Here is a 21,111-nt window from a genome sequence, read left to right as displayed (position 1 = left end):
AGTCCCCGCGTAGGCGGGGGTGATCCGCAACGCCCGCAAGCGCGTAAGCGTAAGGGAAAGTAGTCCCCGCGTAGGCGGGGGTGATCCGAACTTTCAGAGTTGGCAAGAGGAATTCTAGAGGTAGTCCCCGCGTAGGCGGGGGTGATCCCGAGGCGTCGGTGTGATCGGTGATGGTGCCGGGGTAGTCCCCGCGTAGGCGGGGGTGATCCCGCCCGCACCGAAGCGGGGCGGCTGAAGGCATCGTAGTCCCCGCATAGGCTGGGATGATCCCGTTTCAATCTATGCACCTGCAAGAGGTGCGACGCAGTCCTCGCGTATGCGAGGCAATTTCCAATTTGTAATTTCTCAATTATAAAGCGGAATATACGTGTTTTAATGCAGCCCTAAACCGCTCGTACGAAATCTATCTCGGCTTACGGAACAGACGATAATCCTCTCTTTTCGTCTATTTCGGAGATTTGCAGCAATAGAGCTCTTGTGAATAATAAGAATGAGCCCCTCTCGGGGCCCATAATCGGTTTATTCCGCGATCATCCTTCTCATCACGAACTGCAGTATCCCGCCGTTGGCGATGTACTGCACTTCGATGGGGACATCGGCGCGGCAGACGGTCTCGAATTCTATCTTGGATCCGTCCTTCTTCACCGCGGTCACCTTCACCGCCTTCTTGGGCGCCAGGCCCTCCAGGTCGATATCGTAGGACTCCGTCCCGTCCAGGCCGAGCTTCTCCGCGTTCTCGCCCTCCCTGAACTGCAGCGGGACGATGCCCATGCCGACGAGGTTGGACCTGTGGATCCTCTCGAACGATTCGGCGATGACTGCCCTGACGCCAAGCAGCATCGGACCTTTGGCGGCCCAGTCGCGGGAGCTCCCCATGCCGTAGTCCTTGCCGGCGATGACGACCAGGGGGGTCCCGTCATGCTCATATTTCCTGGACGTCTCGTACACGAAGTCCACCGAGCCGTCGGGAACGTATTTGGAGTACCCTCCCTCGGTCCCGGGGGCGATCTGGTTCCTCAGCCTCACGTTCGCGAACGTTCCGCGCACCATGACCTCGTGGTTGGCCCTCCTCGACCCGTAGGAGTTGAAGTCCTCCTTCTTCACTCCCAGGGATATCAGGTACCTCCCGGCGGAGGTGTTCTCGGAGAACTGCCCCGCGGGCGAGATGTGGTCGGTGGTGATGCTGTCGCCCAGCTTCATCAGGCATCTGGCGCCGTGCACAGACCTTATCTCCGGCGCATCGGAGAGGTGATCGAAGTACGGCGGGTTCCTGATGTACGTCGACTTCGGGTCCCAGGAGAACAGCGGGGTCTTCGGGACATCGATGGAGTTCCAGAGCTCCGAACCTTTGTAGATCCCGTCGTAGCCGTTCCTGAAGGCCTCGGCGGTGACGTACTCGGACATGATGGCGTCGATCTCAGCGTCGGAGGGCCAGATGTCCCTCATGAAAATCTCCTTCCCGTCCTTCACGGCGAGGGGCTCCCTGTCGAGGTCGATGTCGACCCTGCCGGCGATGGCGAAGCAGACGACGAGGGGCGGGGACATGAGGTAGTTGGCCTTGACCAGGGGGTGGATCCTGCCCTCGAAGTTCCTGTTGCTGCTGGCGACCGCCGCGACGGCGAGGTCCTTCTCCTTGATCATCTTGGTGACATCATCGGAAAGGAACCCGGAGTTCCCGATGCAGGTCATGCAGCCGTAGCCGCAGTTCTGGAAGCCCTCGGCGTCGAGGTACTTCTGCAGCCCGGACCTGGTCAGGTAGTCGGTGACCGCCTTGGAGCCGGGCGCGAGGGAGGTCTTGACGTACTTCTTCGGCCTGATGCCGAGCTCGCAGGCCTTCTTCGCCACCAGCCCGGCGGCGATCATCACCGAGGGGTTGGCGGTGTTGGTGCAGCTGGTGATGGAGGCGATGGCGACCGCTCCGTCGCCCATCTTCTCGCCGTCGGTCTTCCTCTGCTCCTTGACCCCGAGCGCTTCCAGGGCCTCCGCGAAGCTCTCCTTCATCCGGGTGATCTGGATCCTGTCCTGCGGCCTCTTGTGGCCGGCAGCCGACGGGACCACAGAGGAAAGATCGAGCTCCAGGGTGTCGGAGTACTCCGGGATGTGCTCCGGGTCGTACCAGAGCATCTGCTCCTTCTCGTAGATCTCCGCCGTCTTAACATGGTCCTCGGACCTGCCGGTGAGGCGGAGGTACTCCATCGTCCTCCCGTCCACAGGGCAGTAGCCCATGGTGGCGCCGTACTCAGGCGCCATGTTGGCGAGGGTGGACCTGTCGGAGACGCCGAGGGACTGGTATCCGGGGCCGAAGAACTCCACGAACTTCCCGACGACGCCCTTCTTCCTGAGCATCTGGACGGCGGTGAGGACCAGGTCGGTGGCGGTGACGCCCGGGGACAGCTTCCCGGTGAGCCTGAAGCCGATCACGTCCGGGAGCCTCATGTACGAGGGCTGCCCCACCATGACGGCCTCCGCCTCGATCCCGCCGACGCCCCAGCCGGCGACGCCGAGGCCGTCCACCTGGGTGGTGTGGGAGTCTGTCCCGAAGCAGGAGTCCGGATAGGCGATCTTCTTCCCGTCCTTCCCCGTCTTAACATGGACGAGCGGCGAGAGGAACTCGATGTTGACCTGGTGGCAGATGCCGCTCCACGGGGGGACGGCGCGGAAGTTCCTGAAGGCCCCCTGCACCCATTTGAAGAGGGCATAGCGCTCTTTGTTGCGCGAGAAGTCTATCTTCTCGTTCCTCTCCATGGCGTCCGCGCATCCGGCGACGTCGGTTTGGATCGAGTGGTCGATGACCAGGTCGACGGGGATGAGGGGGTTGACGGCCTCAGGGTCCTTCCCGGCGGCGGCCATGGCCCCGCGCATGGAGGCGAGGTCGGTGACGGCCGGCCCGCCGGTGAAGTCCTGCAGGAGCACCCTGGCGGGGATCCAGGGTATGTCCGCGTCGTTGCCGCGGGGAGACCAGGAGGCTATGCTCCTGACATCATCGTCCGATATGGTCTCCCCCCTCTGCCTGAGCACGCCTTCCAGCAACACCCTGATGGAATAGGGGAGCCTGCGCAGGTCCCCGACGACCCCTTTCTCCTCCAGCTCTCTGAGGCTCCAGATGGTCAGCTCGCCCTCGGGGGTGCTCAGGGTCTTCGTGCAGTCGCCGATTCCGGCTTCGTTCGTCATCGGCTCTCCATCGCGGGACGGTATTAAAACAATGCCAATGCCGCCATGGCCCTGTGTTCCCATCATCCCCATCCGTCAATGTCCATATCTCCTATAAGACGCGCCTGCGCACGGGCACATAAATATTCAGCCGTCCTTTCACGGCAACCATGAAGAGCCTTGTTTCCAAGAGCGTGAAGGAGGACCTGGTGGCCAAGCAGCTCGCCGTCGTCAACTCGGAGATGCCGGTGCTGGTGATCTTCGAGGGCGGCAGCGGGAGGGTCATCTCGAAGGTCGTCAACGAGCTCGACAGGATCATGGAGCCGCGCGGGGTGAGCTACTGGCACTTCGATGTGGACGCTTCCCCGTCGAAATCGTTCGCGCGCATGCTGCAGGCGACCCCGGCCAAGTCCCAGATCTGCATGTTCGACCGTTCCTGGTACTCCCTGGCGGTGAACAAGTACGAGGGAGGGCCGGAGCAGCTGGACAGGGCGGTGAAGACCATCAACCGCCTGGAGGAGTACCTGCTCGACAGCGGCACCAGGATCGTCAAGATCAGGCTGGCCGTGTCGCCGCAGATCATGAAGCAGTACGCCGAGGAGTACCGCCCCCAGACCGCCATCAACGGGACCTTCCTCTCCGTGGACCACCTGGACCATTTCAAGTACTACTCGGTCATGGACGATTTCATCGCCGCCACCGATACCAAGCGCGCCCCCTGGGACATCATCAAGGTGGGGCCCCTGGCCGAGACCGTCGCCAAGGCGGTCAGGGTCCTGGACTCCCGTTTCGGCGAGATCCTGGAAGGGAAGGCCGCCGGGCCGGACAGGTGCCACGAGCTGAAGCTGAAGTACCCCAACCCCAGGGAGGGGCTGGCCCTGGACCCGCCCGAGGGGGAGGAGGGGCTCAAGAAGAAGATAGATAAGCTCTCCAGGAAGCTCGAGAGGCTGCAGGTCCTGCTGGCCATCTCCGGCAGGACCCTGGTCCTCGGGTTCGAGGGCTGGGACGCGGCCGGTAAGGGCGGGTGCATCAAGCAGATATCCCATGCCCTCAACCCCCGCGGGTACAGGGTGATGAGGGTGGGCAAGCCCACCGACAAGGATTACGCCCACTCCTACCTCTGGAGGTTCGCCAGGAACCTCCCGGGGCCCGGGAGGATATCCATCTACGACCGCACCTGGTACGGCAGGATGATGGTGGAGCCCATCGAGGGCCTCTGCACCGAGGAGGAGTACCAGCGCTCGGCCGGGGAGATCAACACCTTCGAAGCTCTGCTGGCTTCGTACGGCGCCATCGTGATCAAATTCTGGCTGGACATCGACAAGGACACCCAGCTGGAGAGGTTCAACGAGAGGAAGGACGACCCCCTCAAGTCCTGGAAGCTCACCGACGAGGACTGGAGGAACCGCGAGAAGTGGGATATCTACAGCGGCTACGTCGACAGGATGATCTCGTCCACCAACACCCCGTACGCCCCGTGGGTGGCGGTGCCGGCGAACAGCAAGAAATATGCGCAGTACACCGTGCTGAAGACCGTCGTCGACGCGCTGGAAAAGGAACTGAAGTACTGAGGCGCAGGACGGCGGGGGCATCTCCCCCGCCCGGCGTTCTTCTCGGTTCATCCCGGCCGGGGCATCCTTTACGCGGATGGGAAAAGAAAGGTCTTTCTGTATCTGGGTTAAGATAAATGCTATAAACGCGTAAGCGTTTCTTTTCTCACACCGGGGCATTCTTATGGTTTCGAAAACCGTGATAATGATTATCGTGGCGGCTGCAGTGGCCGTCTCCGTCGCCGGCGTGGTGATTGCAGAGGGGGGGGGGACGACAGTCCCGATCCCAGTGTCACATTCGTTGCCGACGGGAAAATCGTAAGTGAAGTCGAATACGGGAAAGACGACTCTTCTCTGCCGCCATCAAAAGTTCCGGCCGTGCCACAGAAGGAAGGCTACACTTCCAGATGGAGCAGTTATTCTCTCAGCGGCGGGGATGTAACCGTGAATGCGGTGTATTCTCCTATAACGTACTATGCCACCTTCACCATCGGAAATGATAAGGTCGCCCAGGTTCCTTTCACTGTTGAGACCAAGGAGATAAAGGTTCCCGATGCCCCGCTGAAAGACGGATACCATGTGGAATGGAGCAGCCACACGGTGCAGGCTAAGTCTTTCGAGATCAGCGGTAAATACGTCCCCACCACCTACAAGGCGACGTTCATAGACACCAAGGGGACAGCTGGAACATCCGACGATATCTCTTACGTCAGATACTTCACCGTCAATACGGTCGCGGTCTCTGAGCCTACTATCCCGGCGAAAGCAGGATATATGATAGCATGGCAGAACTACACGCTGGGGCTCGGAGACATCACCGTACGGTCGGTCTACACACCCATCACTTACAAGGCGACGTTCATCGACACCAAGGGGACAGCTGGAACATCCGATGATACGACTGTCGCCGTCAAGTACTTCAACGTTGCTTCAGGATCGATCAGCGAGCCTGTCTTGCCTACTAAGACTGGGTACAAGGTCGAATGGTCCAAATATTCTCTGGGGGCATCTGACATCACTGTAAAGTCGGTCTATACTCCCATTATCTACAAGGCGACCTTCATAGACACCAAAGGAACATCGGAGACATCTGATGATGCCACAGTCGCTGTAAGGTACTTCACGGTCGAGAACCCGACCGTCAGCGAACCGCCGGTCCCTGCCAAGAAAGGCTTCGCCGTGACTTGGCCAAACTATACTCTGGGAACCTCTGATATCACTGTGAAGACTACATATGTCATGAATGTCTACACAGCCACCTTTGTCGATACCAAGGGGACCTCCGATACCTCGGATGATGTGGCGGTGGCCACCAGGAATTTTAATGTTTACAGTACGTCGATCTCCGAGCCTGCAGTCCCGAGCAAGGTCGGCTACAATGTGACGTGGTCAGGCTATACTCTGGGAACCTCTGATATCACTGTGAAGACCGTATACAGCATAATCTCCTATAAGGCGACGTTCGTTGATACGCATAATACCTCTACATCTGCCGATGACACAATTGTCGGCACAATGTACTTCACAGTCAACACGCAGAAACTAGAGCCGCAATCCTTCGTTAAGGACGTGCCCCTGAAATATTACAATGTGGACTGGGGGTTCGTTCCAGGAACGCATCAGAATGTGACTCTGAGGTCGAACTATTCTCCGTACTATGCAGATGTGAATGTGACCTTGGTGAATCATTTCGATGAAAGTGCGCCCATCTCGCTGTATGTGGATGGGGCTGTTTACGGAACATACACTATCGCTTCTGGCGGCAGTCGGACAGTGACCGTCCATGAGGTGCTCAAATCGGATTCGGCTACCATGTCCCTCTTTGCCAGTGGCAGCAGCGGCGGGAAGACCGTGAACTCCAGTACCGTAACTGAGACTTTGGTGAACAAGGGGCAGTTCAGCGAGATATTTGTCCTTGATCCCGGCACCCATACGGCCAACATCGTAGTCTATGTCTTCAACAACAATTCTTCGTTCGAGTCGAAAGTCACCAATTTCTACTTCAACGGAACCAAAGTGAATGACAATGAGGTCGGATCAGTATCCTGGCACATCGATCAAAAGGGGATGATCGCCGTAACGTTCAGTTATACGTTCTCTAAGTTCGATGCCGTTGTGCACGTGACCCTGGACGCTCAATGCAAAGTCGTCACATGGATCGACGAGAACTCCGGCAGCGCCGACGTAACCATGCACGGTTCGGAGACGGTTTACACGGGCATAATCTCCGTATCCAGGGCCTGAGGGGTCAGAAACATTTTACGGTCCGCTTTGCGGACCGTTCTTTTTAAAGAAACTCATCATAGCCTTACTATCCGTCAATCGACGAAATAAAAGTACGTCACCGTTATATAGCAAGCGTACGATAGTCCATCCGATGTCCGACGAACTTCGGGAGAAGATCGCAGGCGAGATAGTGCTGGCGGCCGAACCGGGCAAGACCATCCGCAAATGGAGGGAGGAGTTCGGAGTGTCCCAGTACCAGCTCGCGGATGCCATGGGGGTTTCCCACAGCGTCGTCAGCGATTACGAGTCGGGCAGGAGGAAGTCCCCGGGGGCCCAGGTGATCTGCCGCATGGTGGATGCCTTCATAACCCTCGATGACGCCAACGGCGGCGCTGTGCAGAACAAGTACATGCCGGGGCGCCGTCTGGACTGCATCATCGCGATGGACGAGTTCTCGGAAGGGGTGGACGAAGGGGTCTTCATCCGCGCCATACAGGGGACCAACATCAACCCGGTGAAGACGCCGAAGAAGAGGATCTACGGCTACACGGTAGTGGACTCGCTGAAGGCCATCCTGAGCCTGAGCTCGCAGGACTACATGAAGATCTACGGCTGGAGCATCGAGAGGGCCCTCATCTTCACGGACGTGCACTACGGGCGCTCGCCCATGGTCGCCATCCGCGCCCACCCTCTGACCCCGGCGATGGTGGTATACCTGAAACCGGACAGGACGGACCCGCTCGCCATCAAGCTGGCGGAGAAGGAGGGCATCCCTCTGGTGACCACCGAGATGGCCGTCGACAGGCTGGTCGACAGGATGAACGCACTTAAGGAAGGGAAATGAGAATGGAAGGAATAGTCAGCTACGGGGCCTACGTGCCCAGGTACAGGATCAAGCCCGAGGAGATCGGGCGCGTGTGGGGTGTCGACGGGGCTGCCCGCGGCAAAGGACTGATGATAACCCAGAAGTCGGTGCCGTCGCCCGACGAGGACGCCGTTACCATCGCTGTCGAGGCCGCGAGGTACATGCTCGACCGCGTCCCCGACGTCGACCCCGCCGACATCGGCGCGGTGTACGTCGGATCCGAGAGCCACCCCTACGCCGTCAAGCCGACCGCGTCCATAGTCGCCGAGGCCATCGGGGCCACTCCCGCCATGACCGCCGCCGACCTCGAGTTCGCCTGCAAGGCCGGGACCGCCGGCATCCAGGCCGGCCTGGGCCTTGTGAAGGCGGGCATGGTGAAGTACGCCGTCGCCATCGGCTCCGACACCTCCCAGGGCGCCCCCGGAGACGCCCTCGAGTACTCCGCCTCCGCAGGCGGCGCGGCGTACCTGCTGGGCACCGAGCACGTCATCGCGCAGATCAACAGGACGCTGTCGTTCACCACCGACACCCCTGATTTCTGGAGGAGGGAGGGCATGATGTACCCGGTGCACGGAGGCAGGTTCTCCGGCGAGCCGGCCTACTTCAGGCATGTGACCTCCGCGGCCAAGATGATGATGGATGCCATGGGCACTAAGCCGGAGGACTACGACTACGTGGTGCTCCACCAGCCCAACGGGAAGTTCCCGACCAGGGCCGCCAAGATGCTCGGGTTCACCCCGGAGCAGCTGGCCCCCGGCCTGCTCACCCCCGCCATAGGGAACACCTACTCCGGAGCGGTCCCGCTCGGACTGGCACATGTGCTCGACCACGCCAAGGAGGGCGACAGGATCCTCGTGTCCTCCTACGGTTCGGGGGCCGGCTCGGACGCGTTCGACATCACCGTCACGCCCGAGATCAAATCCTACAAGAGGAGCGCCGCGCCGGACCTGGACAGCATCATCGCCGACCCGGTCTTCATCGACTACGCGACGTATGCCAAGTTCAAGAACACCATCAAGATGCCGGAGGAATGAGCATGAGGGAAGTTGCAGTGATCGGCGCGGGCTCGACCGTCTTCGGCGAGCTCTGGGGCAAATCGTTCAGGAGCATAGGGATCGAGGCCGGCGCCAAGGCCATGGCCGACGCCGGGCTGTCCGGCAGCGAGATCGACGGGATCTACTTCGGGAACATGAGCGCGTCCCGTTTCATCAACCAGACGCACACCGATGCGCTCGTCGCCGACTACACCGGGATGGCCACCAGGAACGTTCCAGCGGTCAGGACCGAGGCGGGAGGAGCCAGCGGCGCCGTCGCCTTCAGGCAGGCCGTCATGGCCGTCGCCTCGGGGATGCAGGACGTCGTCATCGTCGGAGGCGCCGAGAAGATGACCGATATGGACGACGACTCCATCAACATGGTCATGAACTCCACCACCGATGCGGAATGGGAGGCCGGCATGGGCGTCCCCCTGGCGTCGATCTACGCCATGATCGCCCGCAGGATGATCCACGAGGGCATCGCGACCCGCGAGGGCATCGCCGCCTGCGCCGTCAACTCGCATTTCCACGGGGAGTTCAACCCCGATGCGCAGTTCCGCAAGGCCATCAAGCTGGAGAGCGTCCTCAGGTCCGGCCCGACCTGCGACCCGCTCACCGTCTTCGACGGGGCGCCCATCTCGGACGGGGCCTCGGCCGTCATCCTCTGCCCCCTGGAGGATGCCAGGAAGTACACGGACACGTACGTGAAGGTGGCCGCCGTCTCCCAGGCCAGCGATACCCTCGCGATGACCCAGAGGCAGTCCTTCACCTCCTTCGCGGCCACTAGGGTGGCGGCCGCGGACGCCTATAAGGCTGCAGGGATAACCGCGGCGGACATTGACGTCGCCGAGGTCCATGACGACTTCACCGTCGCCGGCGTGATGGCCCTGCAGGACCTGGGACTGTACAAGAACGGAGGGGAGGCCTTCCTCGACGGGTCCACCCGCTTCGATTCCGGCAAGACCGCGGTCAACACCTCCGGAGGCCTCAAGGCCAAAGGGTACCCGATCGGCGCCGCCGGCGTCTCGCAGATCGTGGAGCTGTACCAGCAGCTCACTGGACACGCGGACGGGAGGCAGGTGAAGGATGCGAAGTACGGCCTGGCGCAGTCCGCCGGAGGAACAGGCTCCGCTGTGGCCGTTTCCATACTGGAGGCGATCTGATGGCAATGGTTTCCGCCAAGGAATGGCGTGAGATCCCGGGAAGGTACAACCTGATCGGGACCAAATGCGGCAAGTGCGGGAGGATCTACTTCCCGGCCAGGGCGTTCTGCCCCTACTGCAGGCGCGCGTCCGCCGGGCAGATGCAGCCCTTCGCCCTCAAGAGGACCGGGGAGGTCTATTCCTTCTCCATCGTCCACGAGGCGTCCGGGTTCAACGAGAGGCAGATGCCTTACGCCGTCGCTATGGTGAAGAACGACGACGGGGTGTTCATCGAGGCCCAGCTGGTCGACGTGGATCCCGCCGATATCAAGATCGGCATGCGCGTCCGCGCCGTCATGAGGAAGCTCAACGAGGACGGCGCCGCCGGCATCATCCACTACGGCTACAAGTTCGTGCCTGCGAAGGAGTGAACTTCCGACTGAAACATCTTACCGGGGCCCCGGTCCCGGGTTTTCCCCTATAATCTTGTGCCATCCGATGCAAGACTTTTCTCTGTCTCTTGCGATAGGGCGATGCTGCCGGCATCGGCCCGGACGGCCCTCGGCGGACGGTCTGCGGATGCGTTATTCTTCAGGATATGTGCAGGGGCGCATGCGCGGAACGGGCGTTCGCGGCAATGAACATAAAACAGCAAACAAGTGTGTGGCCTCTCCCGGCAAGGAGAGGCAGAGTGGTAATGGCTTAGAAGAAAGCCAATACTAAACTAGAGCGATATTATTTAAATTATTCGCTTTAATCGCGAATATGTTCGTATTTTTGTTTGTTCTAACACAAATGGATAATTAATCCATCTAGTTTAGGGCCGGCTCGGGGCCCGGCCGGCATCCTGCTGCTCCCAGCCCATGCTCGCCTTGAGGTCCCTGGCGGCCTCGCCTGCCTCCGCACATCCCGAGCTGTACGCTTTCGCATAGAGGACCATGGCGACCTCGGGGTCCTTCCTCACCCCGTCGCCCTCTGCGAACATATCGCCTGCCTTCTTGACGAAGGCGGGGCTCCCGATCCTCTCCTTGAACCCGGTACTGCTCTCGGAGGCAGCGAGCCCCCTGCGGTCCATGTCGATCAGCGCGCAGGCATCGATGTACCATTCCGCCGCCTTCGAGCGGTCCTCGGCCCTCCCGCGGCCGTACCAGCAGTCGTCCCCGGTCTCCATGTAGTGCGAGGCTCTCGAGACCTTCCCGGCGGTCTCCCCCTTCCCGTTATCGGGGGAGACGGCGTCCACGACCGCGTTGTAGACGGCGTCGACTCCGTCCACTGCCTTGCCGACCGCCTTGTCGAAGGCCTTCTTGGTGCTGTCCAGTATCTTGCCTATGCCCATCTGCGGCATCCCTTCCCGGATATCCTTACCGTTTATGCCGATTTAAAGGGAATCATTGCTTCATGAGGTCCACCGAGGCCACCGCCTCCAGGACGCAGTCCTCGGGCGGAACCCCGGGGAAGAGCTCCGCCCCCAGGTTCCTCGCTTTCTCCTCCGAAGGCGCGAACAGGGAGTCGTCCTCCTCCGCGCCGAGCCCCGAGATGTCCGGGTCCCGGGAGCCCAGGACGACGGCGACCATGTCGCTTCCCTTCGGCCTCATCTTCTCCAGTGCCTTCCCGATCTGCCTCTCGGCGGCGGCGTACATGACCGTCTCGGTCGCCATCGTCCTCGAGCGGTTCCTGCCCTCGGAGAACGCGCGCTCGGCATGCATGGCCGCCGAGACGCAGTGGTCCCTCCCGCACACCATAGACGGTTCAAGCAGGACGGCCTCCAGCCCCCGGGAGCGGAACCACTCCGCGGCGCCGGCGAACGATGCGCCCCTGAGCCCTATGACCGAGACTTCCATGCTGCCCGCAACACACGGGCCTGCCTTTAAACCATCGCCCGCATTCCCTTCACGGAACCCTTTTCCCGATGCTCTGTTCTGTACGTGGGACGCGCCCGGACGATGTTACTTCTTAATAAGGGAAGACGATGGAGGCGCCGATGGAAAACAGCGACGAATGGATCAGGATATCCGCGCCGGCCACGACCTCGAACATAGGGGCGGGCTTCGACATATTCGGGCTCGCTATTCATGAGCCCGCGGACATCATCGAAGGGAGGAAGATACCTTCCGGCCTCGTCATCAGCGGGATCGACGGGCCCGGCTCCGAGGGGATCACCCGCGACCCGGAGAAGAACTCCGTCACGATCGCCGCGAAGGCCGTCCTCGACGCCATGCACGCCGACTTCGGGATAGAGGTGAAGATCCACAAGGGCATCAGGCCCTGCTCGGGCATCGGCTCCTCCGGGGCATCGGCGGCAGGCGGGGCGTACCTCGCCTACGTCATGACCGGGGAGAAGATGCCCAAGGACCAGCTCATCATGTGCGCGGCCCAGTCGGAGAAATACACTTCCGGCGCCGTCCACTGCGACAACGTGGCCCCGTGCATCCTCGGAGGGTTCACGGTCATCCCCTCCTACGAGCCTTTCGAGGTGCTCCGCATAGAGCCCCCGAAGGACCTGGGACTGGTCGTCGCCCTGCCCGACGTCATGGTGGCCACCGCCGATGCGAGGAAAGTGCTCCCGAAGGAGGTCCCGGTGAAGGACCTCGTCTTCCACACGGGGCACTCGGCGGCCATGGTGTATGCGATGATGACAGGGGACCTCGGCCTGATCGGACGGTCCGTAAAGGACGCTGTCTTCGAACCGGCCAGGAAGCACCTGGTGCCCCACCTGGCCGAGGCCGAGAAGGCCGCCACGGACGCCGGGGCCATCGTCTCCTTCATGGGAGGCTCCGGGCCCGCGATCATGGCCTTCTACGACCTCAAGAAAGGGAAGCAGCTCGGCGACAGGATCGCCGATGCGATAAAGAACGTTTACCGCGATGCGGGAATGAAAGTGGACGTCTGGGTAACTGTCTGCGGCAGCGGATGCAGGAGGATTTGAAATGGTAGAACACAAAGTTGTTTGCTGGAAGTGCGGAAACGAGGTCAAGGACCCGTATGTGAACCTGTGCCCCAAGTGCGGCGGCCTCCTGACCATCAGGATCGACCTGTCCAAGGCATCGGAGAAGAACCCCGAGGACCTCAGGCAGAAGCCCCTGGGGGTCTGGAGGTACGCCGACTTCATGCCCGTCGACGAGGCCCACAAGGTCTCCATCCAGGAGGGCGGGACCCCCCTGTACAAGACCGAGGCCCTCGGGGCGGCCGTCGACGTCCCCAACGCCTACGTCAAGTTCGAGGGGCTCAACCCGACCGGGTCCTTCAAGGACCGCGGCATGACCGTGGGCGTGTCCCACGCCAAGGAGCTCGGCGCCAAGGTCGTCGGATGCGCTTCCACCGGGAACACCTCCGCCGCCCTCTCCGCATATGCGTCCAAGGCCGGCATGAAATGCGCCGTGTTCCTCCCCTCCGGCAAGGTCGCCATGGGCAAGCTGGCGCAGGCCCTGTTCTTCGGGGCCAAGGTGCTGTCCGTCGACGGCAACTTCGACGACGCGCTGGCACTCGCGAGGAAGATGGCCGACGAGAGGAAACTGTACCTCCTCAACTCCATCAACCCCTACAGGCCCGAAGGCCAGAAGTCCGTCATGTTCGAGATCTGGGACCAGCTGGGCTTCGAGATGCCCGACAGGGTCATCCTGCCCGTCGGCAACGCCGCCAACATCTGGGCGGTCTACAAGGCCTGCATGGAACTCAAGGAGCTCGGATGGATCGACAAGGTCCCCAAGCTGACCGGCATCCAGGCCGCCGGCGCCGCGCCCGTGGCCAACGCCTTCGCGGAGGGTGCGACCGAGTTCGTGCCCGTCGGCAGCCCTGAGACCGTCGCCACCGCCATCAGGATCGGGAACCCCGTGTCCGGGCAGAAGGCGCTCAAGGCCATCTACGACACCAAGGGATACTGCGCCACCGTCACCGACGACGAGATCATCGCCGCTCAGCAGCTCCTCGGCAGGAAAGAGGGCATCTGCGTGGAGCCCGCTTCGGCCGCGTCCGTGGCCGGCCTCAAGAAGCTCCGCGAGATGGGCATCATCGAGAAGGACGAGACCGTCGCCTGCATCTGCACCGGCAACGGCCTGAAGGACCCCGATACCATCCTCGCCAACGTCCCCAAGCCCATACCCTGCCAGAACTCCGTCGAGGATGTCGAGCGTATCCTCGCCGAGGACTGAACGTGCTTACCGGGGCCCCCGGCCCCGGATTCTCCCGTTCAGCATGCTGAGACAGGTACGTTTTTCTGCTGTCTGGGTATGCGCAGAGACCATAAAGGGGGGAACTGTCATTCCTTCAGACAGCGGCGCCGGCATGGCCGGGGCCTTGGACGATGGTGAACGATGGCGGAAGATGCATTCGCTGAGGCTCTGGAGGACCGGGAGAACCTGCCCTGGGTGAAACGCGGGCTCACCGACGGGTCGTACAAGAAGTACACGGACATGAACGTCCCCGGACACGGGTCCGACAACTCTGACCTCGCGACCCTGGGGGACTCGCTCCTGAAGTTCATGCTGACGCTTATGCTCATGGATAGGGAGGAGCAGCTCTCGAAGGCCAGGCAGAGGTACGAGACCGATGAGGTCCTGACGAAGGTCATCGGCAGGCACTACGGGATCCTGGGGTTCATGTACTACGACAGGAAGGACCCGAACTTCCCGAGGGACTACGGATGGGAGCCGAAAGGGTCAGCCAACGAGGACAGGCCCCACAAGCACGTCGCCACGGCCGTCGAGGGGACCCTCGGAGGCATCTACATGGAGCACAGGGACATGGAGGAGATCCGGGGCATCGTTGAGCGCTGGAAGTCCCTCATAGACACCGAAAGCAAGCTGCAGGAGGCCGTGAGGCATCCCGGCTCCGCATGATGCTGCCTGATGCGCGGAATGGTCCTCCATCGATGTGCCAGACGTAAGATATCAGGCACATCGCGGACCGTTATGCACCGTCAGATTCATGCCGTGGATCAGTACATGTCTAGCTTCTTCTGCCCGGAGCCGGTCTTCTCTTCTTCCTCCGCGGCCATCTTCTCGAGCATGTAATCGGTCTCCTCGTCGTCTTCCTGCGGAGGTGCATCGTCCCCGGGCGCGGAGACCTCGGGCGCCTCGCGGCCGACCTGGTCCTTGAGGCTCCCGGCCAGGAACGGGCCGATCTTGGGGAGTGACGCTATCTCGGACTCATCTGCTCTGGCTATATCGCCGCGAGTCCTCAGCCCGGCATTGTAGAGGGTCCTCGCCCTCGCCCTGCCGATGCCGCGCAGGGAGACCAGGGGGATCAGCTCCTCCTTCACACCGTAGCGCATCCTGGTTAGCAGGGGCTTGATCATCCCGGAGGCGTCCGGGTTGAAGATCATGGCCACCTCGTTCATGGCATAGAGGATCCAGTCCGCCGAGTCCACGCGCGAGCGGATGTCGCCGGGGCCGACCCCGAGCCCCTCGGTGATGGACTCCTCCGGCCTCTCCTCTATCCAATCCCTCAGGAGGACTGCTGTCTTGAGGTCTGACATATGATTGTCCCAGGCGACGTCCCCGTCGTCCGTCCCGCACTCGTCTTCTATAGTGCAGAGCCAGTCGCCGTCGTACTCGGCGTCGATCGACTCGAGCATGTCCCTGTCGCCTTTCTTCGGGTACATCCCCATGATGTCGGGTGTGCAGGCGATCGCCTGCATGATCTGCAGCTCGTCGGCGGAGGAGTCCATCTTCAGGACCGCCTTCTTCAGTATGACAGCCGTCCAGGGGTCGATGTAGAGGTCCGACGCCCTCTTCCCGAACGGGAGGATGCGGATGCTGTCGCCTGCGGTCTCCACCATCCCGTTCTCGTCCAAGAAGTCCACGACATTGGAGATCAGCTGCTCCACGCCGTACATCTGGCTCGTGGAGCCGAAGAAAGTGGACTCGAGGAAGGTCTTTATGCTGTCCTCGGACCCGGCATCCCCCGTGGCGATGAGCCCCAGGATGTGAGACCTCAGCGCCGCCTCGTTCCCCAGCTTGGAAGTGATCCTCTCGGTGTCGTGGCAGACGTAATCATCCATCAGGTGCTCGTAGTCCTCGTAGGATTTGGCGATCAGCACGGCCTCCCCCCAGGGGTCGTAGCCCGGGCGCCCTGCGCGCCCGCACATCTGCTTGATCTCCATCACCGGTATGGGGACGCTGCCGGCGTTGGCCTCGAAACGGGAGGTGTCCCTGACGATGACCCTCCTGGCTGGAAGGTTGATCCCAGCGGCGAGCGTCGGGGTGGCGACGATGCACTTGATCCTCCGGCCGCGGAACCCGTCCTCCACCGCCCGCCTCTGACCGTAGGCGAGGCCGGCATGGTGGAAGGCTATCCCGCAGGAGACGCACTCCGCCAGCTTGGTCCCGACCGCGGTGGTCTCCGCCCCGCCCTCGAGCACCGTGCGCTCTGCCTTGGTGATGCTCGATCCTGTAAGTGCCAGCATGCGCTTGGCGTACTTGGAGGCGAGCGATTCGGCGGACCTGCGGGAGTTCACGAAGACCATCGCCTGGCCGCCTTCCTGCACGGTCTGCTTGATCAGGCCCCACATCTCGTCCTTCTCTGGGGGGACCTGGACGGAGGAAGCGTCGTCGAAGACGATCTCCCCGTTGAAGTACACCCCTTCCCTCAGCTTCGTCGGCCTCCAATCGGACTTGACCAGGTCGGCATCCAGCCAGCGGGCGAGGTCCTCGGCGTTGGAGACGGTGGCGGACAGCGCGATGACCTGCAGGCGGGGGTTCCTGAGCATCAGCTTGGTCATGGCGACCTCCAGGGTGGGCCCCCTCCCCGGGTCGTGTATCATGTGCACCTCGTCCGCGATCAGCAGACCCAGGCCGTCGAGCCAGCGGTTCCCGTGGCGGATGAGGGAGTCCGCCTTCTCGGAGGTGGCGATGACTATGTCGGCGTTCCCTATGTCCTCGTCCCTGTCGGGGTCGCCGGTGGCTGACACCGTGCGGATACCCAGATCAGAGAATTTCGCGAGGTCGTCCCTCTTCTCGGAGGCCAGCGCCTTCAGCGGGACGATGTAGAGGACGCGGCAGCGGTCCCGCAGGACCGAGGTCAGCGCCGGTATGAAACCGATCAGCGATTTCCCGGAGGCGGTGGGAACGGCGGCGACCAGATTCCTCCCGGAGAGCGCCTTGGGGATGGCCTCGGCCTGCGGGGGGTACATCTCGGAGAAACCCTGGGCCTCCAGCAGCCCCTTGAGCTCCTCCGGTATGTCTAGGTCGCCGAACTTCATGTGTTCCCCCATCCGAAATCGCGTTAAGGCGTTTTCGCCGCTGTCATGCGGCGCCTCCGGTTCCCGTATTTATTATCGTTATTAAATAAGAGAAGAGGATTGGGACTGCCGATGAACAAACACGTATTGGTCGTTATCCTCGCGGCGGCCATCGTACTGGTCTCTCCCGCGGCGGCGTTCTGGGCCGCCGACTCGGATGCCGACTCCGCATATTCGGGGGACACGGCCAGCTATTACTACAGCCAGCTCAATGACAGCGAGAAGAAAATCTACGAGGCGATGGAGGATCTGAAGAGCGCCAGCGGCAACGGCTATGACGAATCGTCGGGGAAGTTCACTGTGACCGTGAGCGGCGTGTCCTATTCCTCGGAGGACCAGGCGTACACGGCGGTCCTGACCGCTGCCAATGCGACGCAGCTCGATGACCCGTATGCCTTCTGGGTGTGGGGGGTCAATGCCGGTTACCAGAGCACCACAGGAAGCACCATCGAGATCACGAGCACTTCGAGCCTGACGTTCACGATAAACGCCCTCAGCGACTATACTCTCACAGCTCTCAGCTCGGCATCGGGGACCACGTACAGTTCCTATTCGGATGTCATCACCGCTATCGAGGCCAGGGTCACAGAGATATCGGACGGCTTCGGGTTCTCGTCCTCGGACACGACCCTGACCAAGATCGAGAAGATCAATTTCCATCTGACCTCGGCATCGATCTACCGCTACGATCCCAACGTCGACAAGGACAATGAGTGGGCATATGACCATACGGTCGTGGGAGCGTTCCTCATCAAGAACACGGACGAGAACAGGTACGTGGTCGTCTGCGACGGGTATTCGAACGCGTTCACACTCCTGGCGAGGGCCTCCGGCATAAGCGTCATAAACGTCATCGGACTGGGAGCCCAGTCGTCCGACAACGGCTATCACGCGTGGAACGAGGTCATCGTCGACGGATCCAAGGTGTACGGCGTCGACATCACTTTCGATTCCACGGGAGACGACAAGAAGGCTTACCTCTGCTGCGGGGCCTACGACAAGGTGGACGGGGCGACATTCAGCCAGTCCCACCAGCCGTTCGCGTTCTACAGCGATTACAACACAGCGTACTACCCGTTCTATGCACTGCAGCTCAGCGACAGCGGCTACACGTGGCCGGCGGAGGATTCTCTTGCCGACACGATCATGAACATCGCCCCGTGGATAGTCATGGGGCTCATATGCCTGATACTGGTCTATGTGCTGATCACAATCGCGAAGAAGGGTGAGTGAAATGGCTGGAAGAAACAATGATGGATTCGGCACCTTCCGCGCGGAAGACGGCGGAGATGCCATCGAGAGCAGGGACGAGAAGGATCCGGTCCTGGCCGACGTCCCGGTAGAGGAATGGATCGAGAAGCAGACCTTCGCGAGCACGAAGGACATTCCCATCCCCGACAAGATGGCCGACAGGGTCATCGGACAGGACAGGGCGGTCGAGGTCATGAAGAAGGCGGCCGCCCAGAAGAGGCACATGATGCTGATCGGAGAGCCCGGCACCGGGAAGTCGATGCTGGCCAACTCGATGACCGAGTACCTGCCCAAGGACGAGCTCCAGGACATCGTGGCATACGCCAATCCGGAGGACGAGAACGAGCCCCGCATCAGGGTGTTCCCCGCCGGCCGCGGGAAGCAGATCGTCCAGCAGCAGAAAGCGGCGGCATCCGCCCACGACAATCAGAAGAAGACCTCGCACCTCTACGCATGCGCCGCGATCGTCATCCTCGGTCTGCTCGGGACCCTGATGTTCGCGAACTACTACATCCTCTTCATCTCGCTTTTCGCGGTCATGATCATCCTCCTGTTCGCCAGGAACCCCATGGCGCCCAGGAACGATATCAACAACGCGCCGAAGCTCCTCGTGGGCCACGACGCCGGCGAGAAACCCCCCTTCGTGGATGCCACCGGCACCCATTCGGGAGCGCTTCTGGGAGATGTCCTGCACGACCCGTACCAGTCCGGAGGCCTCGGCACCCCTGCGCACAGCAGGCTGGAGGCCGGAGACATCCACCGCGCCAACAAGGGTGTCCTCTTCATCGATGAGATCAACACCCTGAGGATGGAGAGCCAGCAGTCCCTCCTCACCGCCATGCAGGAGCACAAGATGGCCATCACCGGCCAGTCCGAGAGGTCCTCGGGAGCACTCGTCAAGTCCGAGCCCGTCCCCTGCGACTTCGTCCTCGTCTGCGCCGGGAACCTAGACGCCATGAAGGGCATGCACCCCGCGCTCAGGTCCAGGATACGCGGGTACGGTTACGAGGTCTACATGCGCAACACGATGCCCGACACCGATGAGCACAGGACCGACATCTGCAGGTTCGTCGCCCAGGAGGTCAGGAAGGACGGGAAGATCCCGCCCTTCGACAAGTATGCCGTCGGCGAGATCATAAAGGAGGCCCAGCGCAGGGCCGGCAGGAAGGGCAGGCTCACGCTGAGGTTCAGGGAGCTCGGCGGCCTGATCCGCGCCGCCGGAGATGTGGCAGTCGCCAGGGGAGCGGAGGTCACCACCTTCGCCGATGTCGATTCCGCCAAGATCAACGCGAGGTCCCTGGAGCAGCAGATCGCCGACAGGCAGATCGAGGCATCGAAGGCCTACCAGCTCTTCAACACCACCGGCACGGCCGTCGGGCAGATCAACGGCCTCGCCGCCCTTGATCCCGGGACCGGGATGGCCGAGTACTCCGGCATCATGCTCCCGATCGTGGCCGAGGTTACCCCTGCGGCCCACAAGGACGGCGGCAGGATCATCGCCACCGGTAAGCTCGGCGAGATAGCCAAGGAAGCTGTCGAGAACATCACGGCGGTCATCAAGAACTTCAGCTCGAGGAACATCTCGGAGGTGGACATCCACCTCGAGTACATCGGGACCTACGACGGCGTCGAGGGCGACTCGGCATCGATCACCATGACCACCGTCATACTCTCCGCCCTGGAGAACATCCCGATCAGGCAGGACCTCGCCATGACCGGATCGCTGAACGTCCGCGGCAAGGTGCTGCCCGTGGGCGCCGTCACCGCCAAGCTCGAGGCCGCGGCGTCCGCAGGGATAAAGACCGCGCTCATCCCCTACGACAACATCAAGGACGTCATGATCCGCAGCAGGTTCTACAAGACCATGGAGGTCTTCGGCGTCAGGACCTACCGCGACGTCGCGGAGCTGGCGTTCGCCGACTGCCCCGCCAAGACCATGCTGCTCCAGAGGCTCGACGTCCTCAATCCGGACGGCCCCAGCTACGAGAAGGTCCAGCCCCCGGTGCAGTACGAGGCGCATGCCCAGGCGGCGGCCGAGCCGTCCCCGTCTGCGGCGGATGCCCCGCAGGCCCCTGCGGCCGATGCACCCCAGCAGGAAGGCGTTCAGAGCGCCGGCGAGCGATGACAGACGGATTCGAGAAGTACTCGCTGGTCATGGGGCGCTTCCAGCCCCTGCACCTGGGACATATGGAGGTCATCCGCAGGGTCGCCGCCGTCTCCGACCATGTGACCGTCGGCATAGGCAGCGCCCAGTACTCCCACCGTCCGGACAACCCTTTCACCGCAGGGGAGCGCTACCTCATGATCGAGAGGGCCCTGGCCGCCGAGGGGATCACCAACTGCTCGGTCGTCCCGGTGGAGGACCTCAACAGGTACTCCGTCTGGGTCTCTCACGTTGTCTCCATGTGCCCTCCCTTTAGGACGGTGTACTCCAATAATCCCCTGACCCGCCGCCTCTTCGAGGAGGCCGGGTACAGGGTCGAGCGCTCGCCGCTCTACAACCGCAGGGATTATTCGGGGAAGGAGGTCCGCAGGAGGATGGCCTCCGGAGGGGACTGGAGGTCCCTGGTCCCCGGTGCGGTGGCCGAGGTCATCGATGAGATCGACGGTGCCGGCAGGGTCCGCGACATCGGCATGGACGACGAGGCATGAT

At 61.9% G+C, this 21,111-nt stretch carries 16 protein-coding genes and 1 CRISPR repeat array (1 of these 17 only partly in view); of the genes, 12 read left to right on the top strand and 4 right to left on the bottom strand.

What is annotated here, in order from left to right:
- A CRISPR array of direct repeats spans positions 1 to 270; the repeat unit is 28 nt; unit sequence GTAGTCCCCGCGTAGGCGGGGGTGATCC; it reaches 6,042 nt to the left of the window's first position.
- Between the two features lie 249 nt (positions 271 to 519).
- Positions 520 to 3,171, bottom strand: a complete 2,652-nt coding sequence (gene acnA, locus O8W32_02430; protein WII09700.1) for an aconitate hydratase AcnA — start codon at positions 3,169 to 3,171, stop codon at positions 520 to 522.
- A gap of 149 nt (positions 3,172 to 3,320) precedes the next feature.
- On the opposite strand from acnA, the gene O8W32_02425 reads away from it, so the two are divergent.
- The 6 genes from O8W32_02425 (at position 3,321) to O8W32_02400 (ending at position 10,401) form a co-directional block, all read left to right on the top strand.
- The gene (locus tag O8W32_02425) at positions 3,321 to 4,721 is read left to right on the top strand and encodes a hypothetical protein (protein WII09699.1); all 1,401 of its coding nucleotides are present in this window, start codon (positions 3,321 to 3,323) and stop codon (positions 4,719 to 4,721) included.
- Positions 4,722 to 5,078: 357 nt separating this feature from the next.
- Entirely contained in the window at positions 5,079 to 6,944 is a 1,866-nt protein-coding gene (locus O8W32_02420; protein ID WII09698.1) for a hypothetical protein, read from the top strand.
- 133 nt (positions 6,945 to 7,077) lie between these two features.
- A complete protein-coding gene (locus O8W32_02415) occupies positions 7,078 to 7,770 on the top strand; it encodes a helix-turn-helix domain-containing protein (protein WII09697.1) in 693 nt (230 codons plus the stop codon).
- Between the two features lie 2 nt (positions 7,771 to 7,772).
- The gene (locus O8W32_02410) at positions 7,773 to 8,825 is read left to right on the top strand and encodes a hydroxymethylglutaryl-CoA synthase (protein ID WII09696.1); all 1,053 of its coding nucleotides are present in this window, start codon (positions 7,773 to 7,775) and stop codon (positions 8,823 to 8,825) included.
- A 2-nt stretch (positions 8,826 to 8,827) separates the two neighbouring features.
- Positions 8,828 to 9,991, top strand: coding sequence for a thiolase domain-containing protein (locus O8W32_02405; protein WII09695.1), 1,164 nt, complete (start codon positions 8,828 to 8,830; stop codon positions 9,989 to 9,991).
- Positions 9,991 to 10,401 carry a Zn-ribbon domain-containing OB-fold protein gene (locus O8W32_02400; protein WII09694.1) on the top strand — a complete coding sequence of 137 codons (411 nt, stop codon included), beginning with the start codon at positions 9,991 to 9,993 and terminating at the stop codon, positions 10,399 to 10,401. Before O8W32_02405 ends, O8W32_02400 begins: the two co-directional genes overlap by 1 nt.
- A gap of 386 nt (positions 10,402 to 10,787) precedes the next feature.
- Here O8W32_02400 and O8W32_02395 read toward each other — a convergent pair whose 3' ends face one another.
- Together O8W32_02395 and cgi121 are read right to left on the bottom strand one after the other, a co-directional pair.
- Complete coding sequence (locus O8W32_02395) at positions 10,788 to 11,306, bottom strand: hypothetical protein (protein ID WII09693.1); 519 nt, start codon at positions 11,304 to 11,306, stop codon at positions 10,788 to 10,790.
- 52 nt (positions 11,307 to 11,358) lie between these two features.
- Positions 11,359 to 11,811: a KEOPS complex subunit Cgi121 gene (gene cgi121, locus O8W32_02390; protein WII09692.1), complete on the bottom strand. Its 453-nt coding sequence runs from the start codon at positions 11,809 to 11,811 to the stop codon at positions 11,359 to 11,361.
- Between the two features lie 140 nt (positions 11,812 to 11,951).
- Between cgi121 and O8W32_02385 the strand changes: the two genes are divergently transcribed.
- The 3 genes from O8W32_02385 (at position 11,952) to O8W32_02375 (ending at position 14,805) form a co-directional block, all read left to right on the top strand.
- A complete protein-coding gene (locus tag O8W32_02385) occupies positions 11,952 to 12,896 on the top strand; it encodes a homoserine kinase (protein ID WII09691.1) in 945 nt (314 codons plus the stop codon).
- A 1-nt stretch (position 12,897) separates the two neighbouring features.
- The gene (thrC, locus tag O8W32_02380; GenBank protein ID WII09690.1) at positions 12,898 to 14,118 is read left to right on the top strand and encodes a threonine synthase; all 1,221 of its coding nucleotides are present in this window, start codon (positions 12,898 to 12,900) and stop codon (positions 14,116 to 14,118) included.
- Between the two features lie 162 nt (positions 14,119 to 14,280).
- Positions 14,281 to 14,805, top strand: a complete 525-nt coding sequence (locus O8W32_02375) for a ribonuclease III domain-containing protein (protein ID WII09689.1) — start codon at positions 14,281 to 14,283, stop codon at positions 14,803 to 14,805.
- A 98-nt stretch (positions 14,806 to 14,903) separates the two neighbouring features.
- Here O8W32_02375 and O8W32_02370 read toward each other — a convergent pair whose 3' ends face one another.
- Positions 14,904 to 17,168 (bottom strand): DEAD/DEAH box helicase, encoded by a 2,265-nt coding sequence (locus tag O8W32_02370; protein ID WII09688.1) that lies wholly within the window; start codon positions 17,166 to 17,168, stop codon positions 14,904 to 14,906.
- Between the two features lie 111 nt (positions 17,169 to 17,279).
- Here O8W32_02370 and O8W32_02365 point away from each other — a divergent pair, with 111 nt between their 5' ends.
- Genes O8W32_02365 through O8W32_02355 form a run of 3 tightly spaced genes read left to right on the top strand, consistent with a single transcriptional unit; the run spans position 17,280 to position 21,110 of the window.
- Positions 17,280 to 18,440 carry a hypothetical protein gene (locus O8W32_02365; GenBank protein WII09687.1) on the top strand — a complete coding sequence of 387 codons (1,161 nt, stop codon included), beginning with the start codon at positions 17,280 to 17,282 and terminating at the stop codon, positions 18,438 to 18,440.
- Position 18,441: 1 nt separating this feature from the next.
- Positions 18,442 to 20,583, top strand: a complete 2,142-nt coding sequence (lonB, locus tag O8W32_02360; GenBank protein WII09686.1) for an ATP-dependent protease LonB — start codon at positions 18,442 to 18,444, stop codon at positions 20,581 to 20,583.
- Positions 20,580 to 21,110: a nicotinamide-nucleotide adenylyltransferase gene (locus tag O8W32_02355; GenBank protein WII09685.1), complete on the top strand. Its 531-nt coding sequence runs from the start codon at positions 20,580 to 20,582 to the stop codon at positions 21,108 to 21,110. Before lonB ends, O8W32_02355 begins: the two co-directional genes overlap by 4 nt.
- The last annotated feature ends 1 nt before the right edge of the window (position 21,111 follow it).

Source organism: Methanomassiliicoccales archaeon LGM-DZ1, assembly GCA_030168595.1.
Classification (GTDB): Archaea; Thermoplasmatota; Thermoplasmata; order Methanomassiliicoccales; family Methanomethylophilaceae; genus Methanomethylophilus.
This window is presented reverse-complemented; position numbering and strand designations above follow the sequence as displayed.